Raw genomic sequence first — 19972 nt, forward strand, 5'->3', positions numbered from 1 at the left:
GGCCGCCGCGCCCGCGAAACCGCGGGTGCGGCGGCTGCGCGTTCGGGCCAGGCGATAGACTGCCACCCGCGGGCACCCAGGGCGCCCGCGCCGCACCGGCCAGGCCACGGCGCCCTGGCGGCACGGCTGCCCGATCCGCGCCGTGGACCGCCGCACACCGTCCCGTGGACCCGATCCACACCGCGAGCCACCCCAAGGAGAACTCCGTGTCCGACCCCGTATACCTCGACGGCGCACCCATCCCGTTCGAGGAGGGCATGACGGGCACGACGCTGTTGGCCGAGCGCCCGGACGCCATCGCCATCGAGCTCAACGGCGCCCCGGCGGACCTGGCGCGCGAGCTGGCGCCCGGCGACCGCGTGGCGCCCATCACCCTGCAGGACCAGGCGGGCCTGGACATCCTGCGCCACTCCACCGGGCACGTCGTCGCCCAGGCCGTCCAGGACCTGTTCCCCGGCACGAAGCTCGGCATCGGCCCCTACATCGCGGACGGCTTCTACTTCGACTTCCAGACCGCGGAGCCCTTCACGCCCGAGGACCTCAAGAGCATCGAGAAGCGCGCGCAGCGCATCGTGAAGGAGGGCCAGACGTTCCACCGCGTCGTCGTGAGCGAGGACGAGGCGCGCACGCGGATGGCCGACGAGCCGTTCAAGCTCGAGCTGGTCGCGGACAAGGGGTCTGCCGGGGACTCCGATGCCGCGGTCGAGGTGGGCGGCGGTGAGCTGACCGTCTACGAGAACCGCAACCGCAAGGGCGAGGTCGTCTGGCAGGACCTGTGCCGCGGGCCCCACCTGCCCTCGACGAAGGCGATCGGCAACGGCTTCGCCGTGACGAAGAACTCCGCGGCCTACTGGCGCGGCGACCAGGCGAACGCGAGCCTCCAGCGCGTCTACGGCACCGCGTGGGCGAGCAAGGACGATCTCAAGGCCTACCAGGAGCGCCTCGCGGAGGCCGAGCGGCGCGACCACCGCCGCCTGGGCGCGGAGCTCGACCTCTTCTCGTTCCCCGAGGAGCTGGGCTCCGGGCTGCCCGTCTTCCACCCCAAGGGCGGCATCATCAAGCGCGAGATGGAGGACTACGTCCGCCGCCGGCACATCGAGGAGGGCTTCGAGTACGTCGGCACGCCCCACATCTCGAAGGAGTCCCTCTTCTACACCTCGGGCCACCTGCCCTACTACGGCGAGGGCATGTTCCCCGCCCTGCAGGTCGACGAGGAGCGCGACGAGTCCGGGGCCGTCGTCAAGCAGGGCACCCCGTACCGGCTCAAGGCCATGAACTGCCCCATGCACAATCTCATCTACCGCTCCCGCGGCCGGTCGTACCGGGACCTGCCGCTGCGCCTGTTCGAGTTCGGCACCGTCTACCGCAACGAGCCCTCCGGCGTGGTCCACGGCCTCACCCGCGTGCGCGGCTTCGCGCAGGACGACTCCCACTCCTACGTCGCCGAGGAGGACGCGGGCGCGGAGATCCGCCACCTGCTCGACTTCGTGCTGGGGCTGCTGCGCGACTTCGGCCTCGACGACTTCTACCTCGAGCTGTCCACGCGCGACGAGGACGGGAAGAAGAAGGACAAGTTCATCGGCTCCGACGAGGAATGGGAGCAGGCGACGCAGACCCTCGAGGAGGTGGCGCGCGAGACCGGCCTCGAACTGGTGCCCGATCCGGGCGGCGCCGCGTTCTACGGGCCCAAGATCTCCGTCCAGGCCCGCGATGCGATCGGCCGCACGTGGCAGATGTCGACGGTCCAGCTGGACTTTAACCAGCCCGAGCGCTTCGACCTCGAATACCAGGCCGCCGACGGCACCCGCAAGCGGCCCGTCATGATCCACTCGGCGAAGTTCGGCTCCATCGAGCGCTTCCTGGGCGTCCTCACCGAGCACTACGCGGGCGCGTTCCCCGTCTGGCTGGCGCCGGTCCAGGTGGTCTGCGTCCCGGTCGCCGATGCGTTTGCGCCCTACCTCGAGCGCGTCGCGGCCCAGTTGCGCGCCGCCGGGGTGCGGGTCGAGGTCGACGACTCCGATGACCGGATGCCCAAGAAGATCCGCAACGCCACGAAGCAGAAGGTCCCCTACATCCTCATCGCCGGCGGTGAGGACGAGGAGGCCGGCGCGGTCTCGTTCCGCTTCCGCGACGGCAGCCAGGACAACGGGGTGCCCGTGGCCGAGGCGGTCGAGCGGATCGTGCGCGCCATCGCCGAGCGCGCCCAGGTCTGAGCCGCGCAGGCGCGGACCCGCCGTCGTCCGAGCCCGCGCCAGCCCGGCCGGCGCCTCGGCGGCCCGGCCCTCCCGGGAGCCCCATCGTCGGGGCGGCACCGCGGGGGCCGGCCGACACTCCCGCGCACATCCCGCCCCCGTACCCTGGCATCCTGTCCGCCCAGCCGAAGGAGACGCCCATGGCAGACACCGACGCAGCCCCGAGTCCCGCCGCCTCGGGCACCACAGCCGACCCAGGCGCCACAGCCGACCCAGGCGCCCCGGCAGGCATCCCCGAGCCCGAGGCCGCGGCCGGCTTCCCCGGCGAGCCCGACGGCCTGCAGCGCCTGTGGACCCCGCACCGCATGGTCTACATCGGCGGCGAGGACAAGCCCGCGGACGCGAGCACCGGGCAGTGCCCGTTCTGCGCGGCGCCGGCGCAGGGCGACGACGCCGCGGCCCTCATCGTGGCCCGCGGCACCAGCGTCTACGCGATCCTCAACCTCTACCCGTACAACCCGGGCCACCTGCTCGTGTGTCCCTACCGCCACGTTGCGGACTACACGGAGCTCACCGAGGAGGAGACGGTCGAGCTGGCCCACTTCACGCAGCGGGCCATGCGCGTCATCCGCAGCGTGTCCCATCCGCACGGGTTCAACCTGGGCATGAACCAGGGCGGGGTCGCCGGCGCCGGCATCGCCGCCCACCTCCACCAGCACGTCGTGCCGCGCTGGGGCGGGGACGCGAACTTCCTGCCGATCATCGCGCAGACCAAGGCGCTGCCCCAGGTGCACGCGGACGTCCAGCGCCTCTTCTCCGAAGCCTGGGACGCCGCATGAGGCCCGCGGACGTGCCGCTCATCGCCACCGCCGCGGACCCGGTGGACACGGACTCCGGCCCCCTTTTCGTGCTCCGCCGCCCCGACCTCGAGACCGATTCCTATCCCTCCCAGGTCTTCCGGGCCGCCCCGGAGACCGTGCGCGTGAGCCACGGCTGGGCCGACTTCGGACTGCAGCGCGCCGCGGATGCGCCGGTGTGGGGCCTGCTGCGGGCCGAGGCTCCCGGGCAGGCGCCCCAGCTGCACGTGGGGGAACACCCGGGCGCGGTGCGCCGCGTCAGCGACTTCCACCTGGGCGTCTCCGCATTCGCCCTGAGCGCCGATGGCCGCACGGCGCTCGCGGTCGCCCGCATCCCGGAGGCCGGCCGGTACGGCACGGACCCGGACGTGGGCCCCGCCGCCGAGGCGCCCCGCCGGATCGTTCACTCCGACTACCTGGCCAACGGGCTGGGCTACCTGCGCGACCGCCCGGCCCAGGCGTTCCGCATCGACCTGTCCGAGCCGGGGGAGGAGCTCACCGGCCTGCTCGGCGGCACGGCCACCGCCCCCGCCCTCGCGCTCGCGTGGCCGGGTGCGGACGTCGCCGATCCCCAGCTGCGCCCCGACGGCACCGCCAGTGCCATCGCCGCGGTGGCCCACGGCGCGCAGACACCGGACCTGCGCTCGACGGTGTGGCTGCTCGACGAGCAGACCGCCCGCCCGCTCGACCTGGGCGACCTCGCCGTGAGCGCGCACCGCTGGATCGACGACACCCGCCTCGCCTTCCTCGCGTCCGACCGCTCCGCGCGCCCCACGGACTTCGTCGCCCAGCTGGGCGGCCTCTTCCTCCACGACACGGCCACTGGCGCCACCGTGCGCCTGACGGACCCGGACGACATCGACCTGGGCGGGCCGCTGCGCATCCACGACGGCCGCGCGTGGGCGCTGCTCACCGAGGACGGCGGCGTGCGGGCCGTTGCACTCGACCTGCCCGCAGGGCTCGACGGCGCGCCGTGCCTGGGCCGCGGGGACCTCGAGCCGCTCACCCCGGCCGACCACGTGGTCACGGGCTTCGACCCCACGGGCGGGCGCCTCGTGTGGACCGCGGAGACCCCGGAGCGCACCGCCGCCGTCTTCGCCGCCGCGGCCGCAGGCTCCGCGGATACCAAGCCCGCGGCCCGGCAGCTCTGGGCGGCCACGGCCCCGACCGACATCGCGATGCCCCGGCGACTCGTGGCCCAGGGCGCGGGCGGGGAAGTGCACGGGTGGCTCGCGGTGCCCCCGGGCGAGGGGCCCTTCCCCGTCATCCTCAACATCCACGGTGGGCCCTTCGCCCAGTACACCCACGCGCTGTTCGACGAGACGCAGGTGCTCACGGGCGCCGGCTACGCCGTGGTCTATGCCAACCCCCGCGGCTCGGCCGGGCGCGGCCGCGCATGGGGCAAGGCCGTCCAGGGCGACTTCGCGGAGCCGGCCGCCGCTGACGTGCTGGCGGTCCTCGACGCGGCGCTCGATGCCGACGAGCGGCTGGACCGCGCGCGCCTGGGCGTGCAGGGCGGCTCGTACGGCGGCTATCTCACCGCCATGGTCATCGGCTCCGACCACCGCTTCCGCGCCGCGATCATCGAGCGCGGTTACCTGGTGCCGCACTCGTTCACCGGCACCTCGGACATCGGCACCTACTTCAGCGAGGAGTACACGGGCGCGGACCCCGCGCGCATCCGCGCGCAGTCGCCGCTGCGCGCGATCAAGGGCACGCGCACCCCCGCGCTCGTCATGCACTCGGAGCAGGATCTGCGCTGCCCGCTCGAACAGGGCCAGCAGATGTACCTCGCGCTGCAGCGGGCCGGCGTGGAGACGGAGATGCTCGTCTTCCCGGGGGAGAACCACGAGCTCTCCCGCTCGGGCCGCCCCCGCCACCGCGTCCAGCGGTTCGAGGCGATCCTCCAGTGGTGGCGGCGCTTCCTGCCGGCCGATCGCGGCTGAGATGCTCAACGGGCTGGCGCGCGCCGCGTTCACGCGGCTCTTCTCGCCCCTGGCCGCGCTGCTCCTGCGGCTGGGGCTGGGGCCCGATGCGGTCACGGTGATCGGCACCGTGGGCGTGTGCGCCGGCGCGCTCGTGTGCTATCCGCTCGGCCAGCTGTTCTGGGGCACCGTCGTCATCACGTTCTTCGTCTTCTGCGACATGCTCGACGGGATTATGGCCCGGCAGCTCGGCCGGACCACCGTGTGGGGCGCGTTCCTCGACTCCACGCTCGACCGCCTGGCCGATTCGGCGGTCTTCGTGGGCCTGGCGCTCTGGTACTTCCTGGGGGCGCGGGACCCGCTGACCGCGCTGCTCGCGCTGGGCTGCCTCGTCATGGGCTCGCTCGTGTCCTATGTCCGGGCCCGCGGCGAGGCGCTGGGAGTGCGCGCCTCCGGCGGCATCGCCGAGCGCGCCGACCGCCTGCTCGTCACCCTCGTCGTCACGGGCCTCGTGGGCCTGGGACTGCCTGCTATCGTACTGACAATCGCCCTGGCGGTCCTGGTCGTGCTGTGCGCGATCACCGTCGCCCAGCGCATGGCGGCGGTCCATTCGCAACTGCACGCTCAGGAGGAATCCGCATGAAGTTCCGCGAGGCCGCGCGCGTCGTGCTGCTCAACGCCCGGAACGAGGTCTTCCTCCTCCAGTCCAAGGACCTCGACGATCCCGCGAGCCGCTTCTGGCAGCCGTGCGGGGGCGGGGCGGAGCTGGGGGAGAGCCCGCGCCAGACCGCGGCCCGTGAGCTGGCCGAGGAGGCCGGCGTCGAATGCGAGCCGGTCGAGCTGCTCGGGCCCCTGGCCACCCGGCACGCGGTGCTCGATTTCGCGCGCAAGCGCCACGAGCAGGACGAGGTGTTCTTCGGGATCCGCATCGACGAGGAGCTCGACTTGAGCGATGCCGTCTGGACGGAGATGGAGAAGCGGGTCATCGTCGATGCCCGCTGGTGGTCGCGCGAGGAGCTGCTCGCCACCGAGGAGACCGTCTACCCCAGCCGCCTGCCCGAGCTCATGGACCTCGTCGCCCAGGGGCGAACGCCCGCGCAGCCCCTCGAGATCGGCTGAGCAGCACCGCTGCGCAGCGTCGGGGCCGCGACGCCCCCGGCGGCCCAGGGGTGAGGCGCCGGGCCCGCCCCGCTAGACTGGTGTGCCTAAGACTCCCCGTCCCTCACCGCCAACGCTAAGGAGACATGCGTGTCCGGTCACTCCAAGTGGGCAACGACGAAGCACAAGAAGGCCGCGATCGACGCCAAGCGCGGCAAGCTCTTCGCCAAGCTCATCAAGAACATCGAGGTCGCCGCGCGCAACGGCGGCGCCGACCTGGCCGGCAACCCCACGCTCTTCGACGCGGTGCAGAAGGCGAAGAAGTCCTCCGTGCCCAACGACAACATCGAGCGCGCCGTCAAGCGCGGCGGCGGGCTCGACGGCGGGGCCGTGGACTACCAGACGATCATGTACGAGGGCTACGCCCAGGGCGGCGTCGCGCTGCTCATCGAGTGCCTGACGGACAACCGCAACCGCGCGGCCTCCGAGGTGCGCGTCGCGGTGACCCGCAACGGCGGTTCGATGGCCGACCCCGGCTCCGTGGCGTTCAACTTCAGCCGCCGCGGCGTCGTCGAGGTCCTCGCCTCCGAGGCCGATGAGGACGCGATCCTCGAGGCCACGCTCGACGCGGGAGCCGAGGAGGTGCGCCTGAGCGGCGAGACCTACGAGGTGCTCTCCGAGGCCACGGACCTCGTCGCGGTGCGCACCGCGCTGCAGGAGGCGGGCATCGACTACGAGTCCGCCGAGTCCTCGTTCGTGCCCAACCTCGAGGTGCCCCTCGACGCGGACACCGCCCGCAAGGTCTTCAACCTCATCGATGCGCTCGAGGACTGCGACGACGTGCAGAACGTCTACTCCAACGCCGACGTCTCCGACGAGGTGCTCGCGGCCCTCGAAGCCGAGGACTGAGCCGCGCCGTGCGCATCCTGGGCGTCGATCCCGGCCTCACGCGCTGCGGTCTGGGAGTCATCGACGCCGCGCACGTGAGCCGGCCCGGGCTCGTGGCCGTCGACGTGGTGCGCACGCCGGCCGACGCCTCCGTCGACGTGCGGCTGGGCGAACTGGCCGACCGCTTCGAGGTCTGGCTCGACGACCACCGGCCGGACGTCGTGGCGATCGAGCGCGTCTTCGCCCGCAGCGACGTCTCGACGATCATGGGTACCGCCCAGGCCTCCGGCCTCACGATGGGCCTGGCGGCCCGCCGCGGGATCCCCGTGAGCATGCACACCCCATCGGAGGTCAAGAAGGCGATCTCCGGCAACGGGCGCGCGGACAAGAAGCAGATGACCCACATGGTCACCCGGATCCTGCGCCTCGAGACCGCCCCCAGGCCCGCCGATGCCGCCGATGCGCTGGCGCTGGCGATCTGCCACCTGTGGCGCGGGGCCGGGGGCGGCGCCTCCACTCCCGGGGCCGCGAAGGACGTCCTGGCCCGCCGCGCCGCCGGCCGCCAGGGCGCGGGGCTGACCCGCGCGCAGGAGCAGTGGGCCCAGGCGCTGCGCACCGGGCGGCGCTGAGGCAGCGGGCCGAGGCGCCGAGCTGCGGCGCTGCGCCGCCGGGCCCGCGGGCGCGCCCATCCCGCGCGATGTCACCGGGGCGCGCTACGATGGCCGTATTCGTACATTCGTTCGCCTGCGCCCGCAGGCCTGAGGAGACCGCGTGATCACCTATCTCGAGGGCGTCGTGCGCGCCATCGGCCCGGACTCGCTCACCATCGTGACCGCCGGCGTCGGCCGGGAGGCCTTCGTCGTGCCCGCCCTGGCCGCGCGGGCCCGGCTGGGCGCCGAGCTGTCGATCCACACCTTCCTCGTCGTCCGCGAGGACTCGCTGACCCTGTTCGGCTTCGACAGCGCGGACGAGCGCAGCGTCTTCGCCACCCTGCAGACGATCTCCGGGGTGGGCCCCAAGCTCGCACTGGCCGTGCTGTCCGTGCTCGGCCCGGACGACCTGCGCCGCGCGGTCGCCGATGCCGACGAGGCGGCGCTCACCCGCGTGCCCGGGATCGGCAAGAAGGTCGCGGCCCGGCTCATGCTCGAACTCGGCTCGCGGCTCGACCGCCTGCCGGCCCCCGGCTCCGGCACAGCATCCGCGCCCGGTGCCGCGCCCGCGGTCGATGAGGTCGTCGGGGCGCTTGTCGGCCTGGGCTGGAAGGAGGCGGCGGCCCGCGAGGCCGTCGAGGCCACGCGCAGCGCTGAGCCCAGCGCCGGCGTGCCGCAGCTGCTCAAGGCCACCCTGCGCGCGCTGGGCGGCCAGCGGTGACCGACGGCTACGAGGTGGACTTCGGCGGCGAGGACCCAACGGGAGCCGAGCTCGAGCGGCTCATGCGCGGCGATGCCGGCGATGCCGAGCGCCAGGCGGAGGCGGCGCTGCGGCCCCGCGGCCTCGGCGACTTCGTCGGCCAGCCGCAGGTGCGCGACCAGCTCTCGCTCGTGCTCGACGCCGCGCGCGCCCGCGGCCGCGCGCCGGACCACGTGCTGCTCTCCGGCCCGCCCGGGCTGGGCAAGACCACGCTCGCGATGATCGTCGCGCACGAGATGCGCGCGCAGATCCGCATCACGGCGGGCCCCGCAGTCCAGCACGCGGGGGACCTGGCCGCGATCCTGTCCTCCCTGGAGGAGGGCGAGGTGCTCTTCATCGACGAGATCCACCGGATGGCCCGCGCGGCGGAGGAGATGCTCTACGTCGCGATGGAGGACTTCCGGGTCGACGTCATCGTCGGCAAGGGCCCGGGCGCCACGGCGATCCCGCTCGACCTGCCCGCATTCACGCTCGTGGGCGCCACCACCCGCTCGGGCCTGCTGCCCGCCCCGCTGCGCGACCGCTTCGGCTTCACGGGCCACCTCGACTTCTACACGGCCGACGACCTCACGACCGTGCTGCGGCGCTCGGCCGCGATGCTCGGCATCGATGCCGAGCCCGCCGGGCTCGTCGAGATCGCCGGGCGCTCGCGCGGCACCCCGCGGATCGCCAACCGCCTGCTGCGCCGCGTACGGGACTGGGCGCAGGTGCGCGGCTCCGGCCGCGTGGACCGCGCCGCGGCCCGCGCGGCGCTGACGGTCTACGAGGTCGACGAGCGCGGCCTCGACAGACTCGACCGCGCGGTGCTCGGCGCGCTGTGCCGGCGCTTCGACGGCGGCCCGGTGGGCCTGTCGACGCTGGCGGTCTCCGTGGGGGAGGAGGCCGAGACCGTCGAGGAGGTCGCCGAGCCCTTCCTCGTGCGCGAAGGGCTCATCTCCCGCACGCCCCGGGGGCGCGTCGCCAGCCGCGAGGGCTGGGCGCACCTGGGCCTCACGCCCCCGGGCGAGCCCACGGCCTGATCCGCCCGGCGATTGCGCAAAGAAGGTGTATCGCAACTAGACTGGGGTACCGGCTCGCAATGCCCTGGCCCATCCGCCGTCTGGAAAGGCATCTGATCCCGTGGATCCCACGCTCATCTTCATCGTCGCCATCGGCGCCATGCTCATCTTCTTCATGTTCAACTCGCGCAAGAAGCAGAAGGCGCGCGCGGAGCAGATCTCGAACAACATGGTGCCCGGAGCGCGCGTGATGACGAGCTTCGGCCTCTTCGGCACCGTCACCGAGGTCTCCGACGACGGCCTCAAGGTCACCATCGAGTCGGGCCCGGGCACGACCCTCGTCGTCCACCGCCAGGCCATCGGCCAGATCGAGCCGCCCGAGTCCGAGGCCGTCGCCGGTGGCGTGGACCTGGGCAAGGACGACGCCGCGGTGCAGGAGGCGCCCGCCGGCTCGTCCGCCGCCGGAGCGAGTGCCGCAGGCGAGCGCGAGCCCGTCTCCGCCGACGCCGAGGACGATGCCGACGAGTCGGGCCGCATCACGGATGCCGAACTCGACGCGATGAACGCCGAGCGCGCCCGCCGCGGCGCGGCCGGCGATGACGAGTCCGACGACCAAGGCCGGGCCGCTGGGGCCGGCAAGGGCGCCGACGCCGGCGACGGAGAGACGGAGCCCGCGACCACCGCCGGCGAGCACACCGCCGACGAGCACGCCGAGTCCCAGGTGACCGGCACCGAGGGCGCGCAGGCCGGCGAGTCCGCCACCGCCGACAGCGAGGACGTGGACGAAGCGCCGGGCACCGAGCTGCCCGAGAACCGCACCGACCACCTCACCCCCGCCGACCGCAGCCTCTCCACGGACGCCTCCGAGCCGAAGCCTGCGCTGCAGACCGACGACGAGAGCGACGCGGAGACCCCGGCGCGCGTCGACGACGACGGCGAGCACGGCGCCCGTGCGTCCGCTGCCGATGCGGAGCAGGAGGCTCCCGAGGCCGCGGCCGAGGCGGCGGAGAAGACGACGGACGCCGACCACGCCTCGGACCGCGACGCCGAGCCCGGTGTGGGCGATGACCCGGAGGCGGGCCCCGCCAAGCGCTGAGCGCCCCCGCCCCGCCCCTCCTCGACTCAACCGAAAGTACACACGTGGCAGCAACCGACAGCAGACCGCGCCCCGGCCTGCGCTTCATCTGGCTCACCATCATCACCGCGCTGCTGACGGCCGCGATCGCCGCCGGGGCCCTGTGGTCCAACGCGACGTGGGCGCCCAAGCTCGCGCTCGACCTCGAGGGCGGCACGTCGATCATCCTCGAGCCGCAGGTGAAGGACCAGCAGGTGACGAAGGAGCAGCTGCAGCAGGCGGTGGCGATCATCCGCCAGCGCGTGGACTCCACCGGCGTGAGCGAGGCGGAGATCAACACGCAGGGCGACCGCAACATCATCGTCAACCTGCCCGGCAACCCGGACGAGCAGACCCGCGAGCTCGTGCGCTCCTCGGCCCAGCTGGCCTTCCGCCGCGTGGCGGCCGTCGGTGCCCCGGGCGTCGAGGGCCAGGACGGGGCGAGCTCGCCGGCGAGCACCGGCCCCTCGCTGTCGAAGGAAGACCAGAAGAAGCTCGACGAGCTCACCAAGCAGGACGGGCAGACCCCGAATGCCGGCGGCTCCGTGACGCCCCGGGCGCAGGCGGCTGCCGCGAGCACGGGACAGGCGAGCCCGTCCGCCAGCGCCTCGGCGCCCCAGGAGGGCCAGCAGGGCACCGGCGACGACGCCAAGCGGCCGGTCTTCGATCCGGAGAAGGACCAGTCCTGGGCCACCGCGGAAATCCTCAAGCAGTACCAGTCGCTGGACTGCACGAACCCGAAGAACCGCACCGGCGGCGCAGCGGGACCGGCGGACAAGCCCATTGTCGCGTGCTCCTCGGACGGGGACGCGAAGTACGTGGCCGGCCCGGTGGAGATCTCCGGCGACCACGTCTCGGATGCCTCGTTCGGTTACCAGACCTCGTCCACCGGCAACCAGACGAACGAGCCGGCCGTGAACATGGAGTTCGACCCCACGGGCACCGAGCAGTTCAAGCAGATCACGACGGAGATCACGAACAAGCAGCAGCCGTACAACCAGTTCGCCATCGTGCTCGACGGCCTCGTGCTCTCCGCCCCGGTCTCGCAGGCCCAGATCAACGACGGCCACGCGCAGATCACCGGCAACTTCACCGAGCAGTCCGCCCAGACGCTGGCCAGCCAGCTGAAGAACGGCGCGCTGCCCATCAGCTTTCAGGTCCAGAGCGAGGAGCAGATCTCGCCGACCCTGGGCTCGGACTACCTGCAGAAGGGCCTGCTCGCCGGCGCGATCGGCCTGGGCCTCGTGGTCCTCTACTCGCTCCTGCAGTACCGCGTGCTGGGGCTCGTGACCGTCTCCAGCCTCGTAGTGGCGGGCGTGCTGACCTACCTGCTGCTGCTGTTCGTGTCCTGGCGCTACGGGTACCGGCTCTCGCTGGCCGGCGTCGCGGGCATCATCGTGGGCATCGGCATGACCGCGGACTCCTTCATCGTCTACTTCGAGCGCGTCCGCGATGAGCTGCGCGAGGGCAGGCGCCTCCTGTCCGCGGTGGAGGTCGGCTGGGACCGCGCGAAGAAGACGATCTACGCCTCGAAGGCCGTCAACATGCTCGCCGCCGTCATCCTCTACGTCCTGGCGGTGGGCAGCGTGCGCGGCTTCGCGTTCACCCTGGGGCTCACGGTCATCGTCGACGTCCTCGTCGTCGTGCTGTTCACCCACCCCATGCTCCAGGCCCTGGCGCGCACGCGGTTCTTCGGCGAGGGCCACCCGATGTCCGGCATGGACCCGCGCCAGCTGGGCGTCAGCCAGGCTGCCTACCGGGGTGCGCTCAACCTCGACCTCGATGCCGCGCGCGCCTCTTCGAAGTCCGGCGGATCGTACCGGGAGGCCAAGAAGCGCCAGGCCGCCGCCGATCGACGTTCGGGCGAGTCCGCGGGCTCGACCACCGCGCTCAAGGACCGCGGGGCCACGGCGGCGCCGGCCGAGCCCGCGGAGCGCACCGCGGCGCCCGACGAACGGGCCGGCGCGCAGCAGCCGGGCCAGAAGGAGCGCGGCAAGCCGAAGAAGCGCGACCGGGCGGGCGGCGCCTCGGGCGCGGGCCTGAGCCTGGCCGAGCGCAAGGCGCAGCGGCAGGCGGGGGCCGACGACGACGGCCTGCTCGCCGACGACGAGGGGAAGGACTCCTGAGATGAAGCGGTTCTTCGCATGGGGCAATGACCTGCACTCCGGTGCCCGCTCGATCCCCTACGTCGGCAAGGCCAAGCTCTGGCTGTCCATCGCGCTCCTGCTCGCCATCCTCTCCGCCCTCGTGCCGGTGCTGGGCGGCGGCTTCAACCTGGGCATCGCGTTCCGCGGCGGCTCGGAGTTCCAGCTGGCCAACGTCCCGGCCGCCTCGATGACGGCCGATGCGGCCACCACGGTCAACAAGGCGGTCCCGGATGCCGACCCCACGGTCGTGCCCACCTCGGACTCCTCGCTCAAGATCGACACCCGCCAGCTCACCGATGACCAGATGCAGCAGGTCCGCGAGTCGCTCATCAGCACGTTCAAGGTGCAGAACTCTGATGTGACCTCCACGTTCATCGGCCCGCAGTGGGGCCACGACGTGACGAACAAGATGATCCGGGCGCTCGTCATCTTCGTGGCGATCGCGATGGTCGTCATGGCGCTGTACTTCCGGACGTGGAAGATGTCCGTGGCCGCGATCGTGGGCCTCGTCTTCGTCATGCTCCTCACGATGGGCATCTACGCGATCACGGGCTTCGAGGTCACTCCGGAGGCCATCATCGGCTTCCTCACCGTGCTCAGCTTCTCCCTCTACGACACGGTCGTGGTCTTCGACAAGATCCGGGAGAACACGACGAACTTCAAGGACAACCGCACCGCGACGTTCGCCGAGCTCGTCAACCTGGGCATCAACCAGACGACGGTGCGCTCGATCAACACGACAGTGATCGCCGCCCTGCCGATCGGCGCGATCCTCTTCATCGGCGTGTTCCTGCTGGGCGCAGGCACGCTCACGGACATCTCGCTGTCGCTGTTCGTCGGCACGATCGTCGCCGCCGCCTCGACGCTGTTCGTCGCCTCGCCGCTCTACGCGGTGCTGCGCAGCCGCGAGAAGGCGGTGCGCGAGCAGGAGGCCCGCGTGCTCGAGTACCGCCGCGAGCACGGGCTGCCCGACCGCGCCCCGGAGCACGCGAAGGCCTGAGCCCCGGCTCCCGCCGCCCACCGCGCCGACCGGTGCGGTGGGCGCGCGCATTCATCCGCCCCGCTGGCCCTGGCGGGCCCATTGGCCCCGCTGGCCCTGGCGGGCCCATTAGCCCCGCAGGCCCCAGTTGGCCCACCGGCCCCTTTGGCCCCGCCGTCCGCGCTGGCCCCGCCGGTTCCACCGGGTGCGGTCGGTTCCCGCCGGTGCGGCCGTGCAGCGGCCCACCAGGTCCCTTGTACGATGGGACAACCGAACGAAGGGGGGCACGATGGCCGAGCAGACCGAGGGCATCGCGGGCCGGCGCCCGCGCGGAATCTCCCGCCTGGCCTTCTGGACCGCCCGCAGCCAGCACAGCCCCCAGTACCCGCAGGCGCTGGGCCCCCTGCTCCAGGCCGTCGAGTACAACCACCCGCGCGCGGACGTCGACATCATCCTGCGCGCCTACCGGGTGGCGGAGAAGCACCACCGCGGCCAGATGCGCAAGAGCGGCGACCCCTACATCACGCACCCCGTCGCCGTGGCGACGATCCTCGCGGAGATCGGCATGACGCCGGTGACCCTGGCCGCCGCGCTGCTCCACGACACGGTGGAGGACACCGACTACAGCCTCGCCCAGCTCACCGACGAGTTCGGCGAGGAGGTCGCCGTCATGGTCGACGGCGTGACGAAGCTCGACAAGATCGAGTACGGCCAGGCGGCGCAGTCGGAGACCGTGCGCAAGATGATCGTCGCGATGTCGCGCGACATCCGCGTGCTCGTCATCAAACTCGCCGACCGCCTCCACAACGCGCGGACCTGGAAGTACGTGCCGGCCGCCTCCTCGGAGCGCAAGGCCCGCGAGACGCTGGACATCTTCGCCCCCCTCGCGCATCGGCTGGGCATGAATACGATCAAGTGGGAGCTCGAGGACCTCTCGTTCCAGGTCCTCCACCCCAAGGTGTACTCGGAGATCGTGCGGCTCGTCGCCGAGCGCACGCCCGAGCGTGAGAAGTACCTGGGCATCGTGTCCAAGGAGCTCAACGAGGAGCTCGCGGAGTCCTCGATCACCGCCCACATCTCCGGGCGGCCCAAGCACTACTACTCGATCTACCAGAAGATGGTGGTCCGCGGCCACGAGTTCGCCGACATCTACGACCTCGTGGGCGTGCGCGTGCTCGTCGAGTCCGTGCGCGAGTGCTACGCGGTCCTCGGGCTCGTCCACGCCCGCTGGTCCCCGGTGGCCGGGCGGTTCAAGGACTACATCGCGATGCCGAAGTACAACATGTACCAGAGCTTGCACACGACCGTGATCGGCCCCTACGGCAAGCCCGTGGAGATCCAGATCCGGACGCTCGAGATGCACCGGCGCGCCGAGTTCGGCGTCGCGGCGCACTGGAAGTACAAGGACCGGGGGAGCGCGAACCCGCAGGCGCTCAACGCCGCGGGCAAGCGCACGGCCAAGGTGGGCGATTCCGGCGAGGTCGACCAGGTCGCATGGCTGCGCCAGCTGCTCGACTGGCAACGCGAGGTCTCCGACCCCGACGAGTTCCTCGACAACCTGCGCTACGAGGTCAACTCGCAGGACGTCTACGCCTTCACGCCCAAGGGCGACATCATCACCCTGCCGGCGGATTCGACGCCCGTGGACTTCGCCTACGCCGTGCACACCGAGGTGGGCCACAAGACGATGGGCGCACGGGTCAACGGCCGCCTGCTCACGCTCGACACGAAGCTCAAGAACGGCGATGTCGTCGAGGTCTTCACCTCCAAGGACGAGAACGCGGGCCCCAGCCGCGACTGGCTGTCCTTCGTCGCCTCGCCCCGGGCGCGCAACAAGATCCGCCAGTGGTTCTCCAAGGAGCGCCGCGAGGAGGCGATCGAGAACGGCCGCGAGCAGCTCGCCCGCGCCATGCGCCGCCACCACCTGTCGGCCGAGCGCCTCATGAGCCAGGAGGCGCTCCAGCTCGTCGCCTCCCACCAGCATCAGCCGGACGTCTCCTCGCTCTACGCCCAGATCGGCAACGGGACGGTCTCCGCCGCGCACATCGTCGACCTGCTCGCCAAGGAGGTCGCGGGGGAGGACGAGGCCGATGCCGTCACGGAGCTGCCGCCGACCAACCGCGCCGGCAAGTCGCGCGGCCACCACTCGTCGACGGACGGGGTGCGCGTCAAGGGCGCCGATGACATCCTCGTCAAGCTCGCCCGCTGCTGCACCCCGGTGCCGGGCGACGAGATCATCGGCTTCGTCACCCGGGGCGCCGGGGTGTCCGTCCACCGCACCGACTGCACGAACGTCGCGAGCCTCGAGCGCGAGCCCGAGCGCATCGTCGACGTCGAGTGGGTCCAGAAGGCCAGCGGCGTCTACCTCGTCCAGATCCAGGTCGAGGCGCTCGACCGCGCGGGCCTGCTCTCCGACATCACGAAGGTGCTGAGCGAGACCCACGTGAACATCCTCTCCGCCTCCGTCGCCACCTCCCGTGCGCGCGTGGCCCAGTCGAAGTTCGTCTTCGAGATCGGCGATGCCAGCCACCTCGACACCGTGCTCAGCGCGGTGCGCAAGGTCGACGGCGTCTTCGACGTCTACCGCATCACGGGTGGCTGAGCTCGGCCGGCGGCCGCCCGCGCGCCCCGCTGAGCGCCGCGCGCACGCGCCCCAGGTGCGGGCGGCCGCGCTGGGCGCCGACGAGCGCGGCGAACGCCTCCACCTGGCCCGCCGGCACATCCCGGAGCAGCTCCCGCAGGGCATGGGCCCAAGCCGCCCGCACGGCCGCGGCCCCGGTGTCGGCGCTCCCGGTACCACTGCCCGCGTCGCTGGCCCCGCCGGCGTCTCCTCCGGCCGGGGGCGCGGGCGGCTCGGCCACGATCCGCACGGCCTCGTCGTAGAGGGTGCGCAGCCCGGCGGTGAGCGGCAGTCCCGCGAGCTCCGCCGTGTCCTCCGGGCCCACCGTGCGCTCGAAGACGCTGCAGCCGGGCGGTTGGGTGCGCAGCCGGCGGCGGGTGCGCGTCGTGAGCTCGTCCACGGCGGGGCCCGTCCCGGCGCCCCACCACACCCAGTGCGCGCTCGCGTGGGAGTAGACGAGCCCGCGCCGGGGCGGCGGGCCCAGGGCGCGGATGCGCAGCTCCGGGTCGACCACCGCGCCCGCGGGCACCCAGCACCGCGGCGTCAGCCGCACCAGCACCCCGTCGAGCGTGAGCCCCATGAGCTCGGAGTACGGCAGGGGTTCGCCGGGGCGCAGCAGCTGGGTCATCCGACCAGCGTGGCGAGCCGGCGCCGAAAGCGGAAGGCCCCGCCGTCACCTGTGGATGACGGCGGGGCCCGGCGGCGGTGCTGCAGCGGCTGGCCTCAGCCCATTTCCTGGGCGGTCTTCGCCAGCTGCTCGTACCAGGCCTGCTTCGTATCGAGCGCCTCCTGGGCGCGGGCGAGCGCGGCGCCGTCGCCCGAGGCGCGGGCCTGCTCGACCAGCGCGCGCAGCTGCGCGAGCTGCTCCTCGAGCTGGGAGAGCATGCCGGAGGTGCGGGCCTTCGTCTCCGGGTTGGTCTTGCGCCACTGCTCGTTCTCCGCGGCCGCCAGGGCCTTCTCGACCTCGCGCAGGCCGCCCTCCATGCGCCCCATGGCCGCGCGGGGCACCTTGCCCGCGTCCTCCCACTCGTCCTGGATGGTCCGCAGCCGGGCCTTGGCCTGGGTGGGGTCCGTGATGGGCAGCAGGGCCCTGGCCTGGGCGAGCAGCTCCTCCTTGCGCACAAGGTTCTGTGCGTACTCGGCGTCGACCTCCTCGTCCTTCTTCGAGCGGGCGGCGAAGAACACGTCCTGGGCGGCGCGGAACTTCGCCCACAGCGCGTCGTCGTCCTTGCGCCCGGCGCGCGGCGCGGCCTTCCAGCGGTCCATGAGGTCGCGGTACTTCGCGGAGGTTTCCCGCCAGTCGGTCGAGGCGGAGAGCGCCTCGGCCTCGGCGACGAGCTTCTGCTTGGCCTTCTTGCCCTCGGCGTTGCGCTTGTCGAGGTCGGCGAAGAACTCGCGGCGGTGCTTGTCGAACGTGTTGCGGGCCTTCGAGAAGCGGCCCCACAGCTCCTGGTCCTGGCTGCGCGGCAGCTTGGGGGTGGATGACTGCAGGCGCTTCCACTCCTCGAAGAGCTCGCGCATGCGCGCACCCGAGTTCTTCCACTGCACGCGCGCCGGGTCCGTGCCGGCAATCTGCTCGGCCTCGTCCACGATCGCGCTACGGGCGGCGAGGCCCTCCTCGCGGGCGGCGTTCTGGGCGGCGGTCTGCTCGGTGCGCACCGCGGCGGCCTGCGCCTCGATCTCCCGCAGGCGGGCCTCGAGGGCCGCGAAGTCGCCGACGGCCTTGGCCTCGGCCAGCGCCTCGCGCTGCTTCTGGGCCGTCTGCCGCACGGACTCGCCGTTCGCCCCGGCCGCCAGTCGCTCGGCCAGCAGCTCGGCGGCATCGGTGAGGTCGAGGAACTTGCGCGCGAAGTACGCCAGCGCACCGTCCGCACCGGCATCCGGGTACTGTCCGACCTCGCGCTCCGCACCGTCGACGGTGACGAAGACGGTCTGCGACTCGTCCACGCGTCCGTGTGCCTTCGCCGCCTCGATCTCCGCGCTGCGGTCTCGAGCGGGCGCTGCGGGGGCCGCGTTGGCCGGCCGGCCCGCCGGGGGAGCACCCACCGCGCCCGAGGGGCGGGGGGCCGGGCGCGGCACCGCGCCGGGCCTCGGAACGGGCTTGGGCGCGGGCTTGGCCGCCGCGGGCTTCGCGGGTGCGGGGTTCGTGGGCGCGGTCGACTCGCTGGTGCCACTCGACTCGGCGGTCCCACTCGACTCGGCGGTGCTGGCGGAGCCGGTGGAGCTGGCGGAACCGGTGGTGGGTGCCGGTTCGGCGGTGGGAGCCGGCGCCGGCTGCGCCTCGGCAGCGGGCGCGCCCTCGGCGCCGTTCGCCACCGCACCGGTGTCGCTCGCCGTCTCACCGGCGCCGTTCACCACTGCGCTGGCAGCGGGCGCGGCTGCGTGCCCCTGTGCCTCGGGGGCCGCGGCCTCCTGCGCCGATTCCGCGGTCGCCGATTCCCCTGCCGTCGATGCACCGGCCGCACCCTGCTTGGGCGCCGCCGAGTCCGCTCCGTCAACGGCCACCGGGGCCGTGGGGTCGGTGCTCGCGCCGGCCGGGGCCAGCTGCTCGGAGGCCGCAGCCGAGTGCTCCTGCACCGGAGCCGCGGGCGTCGCGGCCGGGGCCGGCTGCTCCCCAGCGGGCACCGGAGCCGCGGGCGTCGCCTGGGCCGCGCCCTGCTGTGCGGGGCCTTCCTGCGCGGCGGCGGATGCCTCGGGTGCCGCGGCGCTGCCGGGGGCCTCGGCGGCGGCGTCGTGGCCGTCCGCCGAGCTTGCGTGCGTGGGGGATGCGGGCGAGTCAGTCATGGTTGCCTTCTCATGTGCCGGTCGAATCCGGCGCGGGCGCGGCGGATCACTCGGTCGTCGGGTTGTGACCCCTCCAGCATATCGACAATCCGGCTGGCCGGCCCGCGTGCTCGCGGATGCGGGCGGGCGGCTCCGCCACCCCGGTTCGGCAGCCCGTCGTCGCGGTTCGGCAGCCCCGCCACCCAAGGGCCGGCCGCCCCACCACCGGGCGGCCGCCGCCCGCCCCCGATTAGACTGGCGGGCATGGAGATCATCTCGGCCACCGCGGAGCTGCTGGGCGTCAACTGCTACGCCGTGGCGTCGGAGGCGAATGCCGGTGACGGCCCGCGCCCGTGCATCCTCATCGATGCGGGCCTGGACGCCGGACCGGACCTCGAGGCCGCGCTGGCGGACCTGCGCTGGCGGCCCGTCGCAGTCCTCCTCACCCACGGACACCCGGATCACATCCTGGGCCTGCCGTCCTACGCCGGGCGCTGGCGGGTGCCCGTCTACATCGGCGCCGCGGACCACTACCGCCTCGTCGATCCCGCGGCCACCCTGTCCGAGCAGCTGGCCCCGCTGCTGGGCGAGTTCGTGCGCGGCTGGGAGGCGCCCGAGGCGCAGACGGTGGCGGACGCCGCGCGCCTGGAGCTGGCCGGGTTGGAGATCTCGGCGACGACCGCACCGGGGCACACCGAGGGCTCGACGCTCTACGACGTCCACGATCCCGCCGCGGCCGAGGGCCCAGCGGACGTCGTCTTCACCGGCGACGTCCTCTTCGCAGGCTCGATCGGGCGCACGGACCTGCCCGGCTCGGACCCGTCGGCCATGCAGGCCACGCTTGCCGCCATCCGAGCGCGCCAGCAGCCGGGCGGCCTGCCGGTGCTCCCCGGCCACGGGCCCGCCAGCACCCTCGGCCACGAGCTGCAGGCCAACCCCTTCTTCTGACCCCGCCGTTCTGGCCCCACGTTCTGACCGCGG

General features: G+C 72.9%; 16 protein-coding genes. 14 read left to right on the forward strand and 2 right to left on the reverse strand.

Annotated elements, in window-relative coordinates:
* Positions 1-257: 257 nt before the first annotated feature.
* The 13 genes from thrS to GSY69_RS09085 all read left to right on the forward strand — a co-directional run bounded on the left by thrS (position 258) and on the right by GSY69_RS09085 (position 16210).
* The gene (gene thrS, locus GSY69_RS09025; protein WP_160953548.1) at positions 258-2213 is read left to right on the forward strand and encodes a threonine--tRNA ligase; all 1956 of its coding nucleotides are present in this window, start codon (positions 258-260) and stop codon (positions 2211-2213) included.
* A 179-nt stretch (positions 2214-2392) separates the two neighbouring features.
* A complete protein-coding gene (locus GSY69_RS09030) occupies positions 2393-3031 on the forward strand; it encodes an HIT family protein (RefSeq protein WP_160953531.1) in 639 nt (212 codons plus the stop codon).
* The gene (locus GSY69_RS09035; RefSeq protein WP_160953532.1) at positions 3028-4995 is read left to right on the forward strand and encodes an alpha/beta hydrolase family protein; all 1968 of its coding nucleotides are present in this window, start codon (positions 3028-3030) and stop codon (positions 4993-4995) included. The genes GSY69_RS09030 and GSY69_RS09035 overlap by 4 nt, the downstream gene beginning before the upstream one ends.
* 1 nt (position 4996) lies before the next feature.
* Positions 4997-5617 (forward strand): phosphatidylinositol phosphate synthase, encoded by a 621-nt coding sequence (pgsA, locus tag GSY69_RS09040; protein ID WP_160953533.1) that lies wholly within the window; start codon positions 4997-4999, stop codon positions 5615-5617.
* The gene (locus tag GSY69_RS09045) at positions 5614-6093 is read left to right on the forward strand and encodes an NUDIX hydrolase (protein ID WP_160953534.1); all 480 of its coding nucleotides are present in this window, start codon (positions 5614-5616) and stop codon (positions 6091-6093) included. Before pgsA ends, GSY69_RS09045 begins: the two co-directional genes overlap by 4 nt.
* 129 nt (positions 6094-6222) lie before the next feature.
* The gene (locus tag GSY69_RS09050; protein WP_160953535.1) at positions 6223-6981 is read left to right on the forward strand and encodes a YebC/PmpR family DNA-binding transcriptional regulator; all 759 of its coding nucleotides are present in this window, start codon (positions 6223-6225) and stop codon (positions 6979-6981) included.
* Positions 6982-6989: 8 nt separating this feature from the next.
* The gene (gene ruvC / locus GSY69_RS09055) at positions 6990-7589 is read left to right on the forward strand and encodes a crossover junction endodeoxyribonuclease RuvC (protein ID WP_160953536.1); all 600 of its coding nucleotides are present in this window, start codon (positions 6990-6992) and stop codon (positions 7587-7589) included.
* 142 nt (positions 7590-7731) lie between these two features.
* Complete coding sequence (gene ruvA / locus GSY69_RS09060; protein ID WP_160953537.1) at positions 7732-8331, forward strand: Holliday junction branch migration protein RuvA; 600 nt, start codon at positions 7732-7734, stop codon at positions 8329-8331.
* Between the two features lie 62 nt (positions 8332-8393).
* Positions 8394-9389: a Holliday junction branch migration DNA helicase RuvB gene (gene ruvB / locus GSY69_RS09065; protein WP_160953549.1), complete on the forward strand. Its 996-nt coding sequence runs from the start codon at positions 8394-8396 to the stop codon at positions 9387-9389.
* A 100-nt stretch (positions 9390-9489) separates the two neighbouring features.
* Positions 9490-10464, forward strand: coding sequence for a preprotein translocase subunit YajC (yajC, locus tag GSY69_RS09070; protein ID WP_328698821.1), 975 nt, complete (start codon positions 9490-9492; stop codon positions 10462-10464).
* A gap of 44 nt (positions 10465-10508) precedes the next feature.
* Positions 10509-12608 (forward strand): protein translocase subunit SecD, encoded by a 2100-nt coding sequence (gene secD, locus GSY69_RS09075; RefSeq protein WP_160953538.1) that lies wholly within the window; start codon positions 10509-10511, stop codon positions 12606-12608.
* 1 nt (position 12609) lies between these two features.
* On the forward strand, positions 12610-13629 hold the full coding sequence (gene secF / locus GSY69_RS09080) for a protein translocase subunit SecF (RefSeq protein ID WP_160953539.1): 1020 nt from the start codon (positions 12610-12612) through the stop codon (positions 13627-13629).
* A gap of 268 nt (positions 13630-13897) precedes the next feature.
* Entirely contained in the window at positions 13898-16210 is a 2313-nt protein-coding gene (locus GSY69_RS09085; RefSeq protein ID WP_160953540.1) for a RelA/SpoT family protein, read from the forward strand.
* Here GSY69_RS09085 and GSY69_RS09090 read toward each other — a convergent pair.
* Together GSY69_RS09090 and GSY69_RS09095 are read right to left on the reverse strand one after the other, a co-directional pair.
* On the reverse strand, positions 16197-16856 hold the full coding sequence (locus GSY69_RS09090) for a hypothetical protein (RefSeq protein ID WP_160953541.1): 660 nt from the start codon (positions 16854-16856) through the stop codon (positions 16197-16199). The genes GSY69_RS09085 and GSY69_RS09090 overlap by 14 nt on opposite strands.
* Positions 16857-16951: 95 nt before the next feature.
* A complete protein-coding gene (locus GSY69_RS09095; protein WP_160953542.1) occupies positions 16952-19012 on the reverse strand; it encodes a DUF349 domain-containing protein in 2061 nt (686 codons plus the stop codon).
* A 243-nt stretch (positions 19013-19255) separates the two neighbouring features.
* Here GSY69_RS09095 and GSY69_RS09100 point away from each other — a divergent pair, with 243 nt between their 5' ends.
* On the forward strand, positions 19256-19939 hold the full coding sequence (locus tag GSY69_RS09100; RefSeq protein WP_160953543.1) for an MBL fold metallo-hydrolase: 684 nt from the start codon (positions 19256-19258) through the stop codon (positions 19937-19939).
* The last annotated feature ends 33 nt before the right edge of the window (positions 19940-19972 follow it).

The organism is Brevibacterium rongguiense (assembly GCF_009857845.1).
Classification (GTDB): domain Bacteria; phylum Actinomycetota; class Actinomycetes; order Actinomycetales; family Brevibacteriaceae; genus Brevibacterium; species Brevibacterium rongguiense.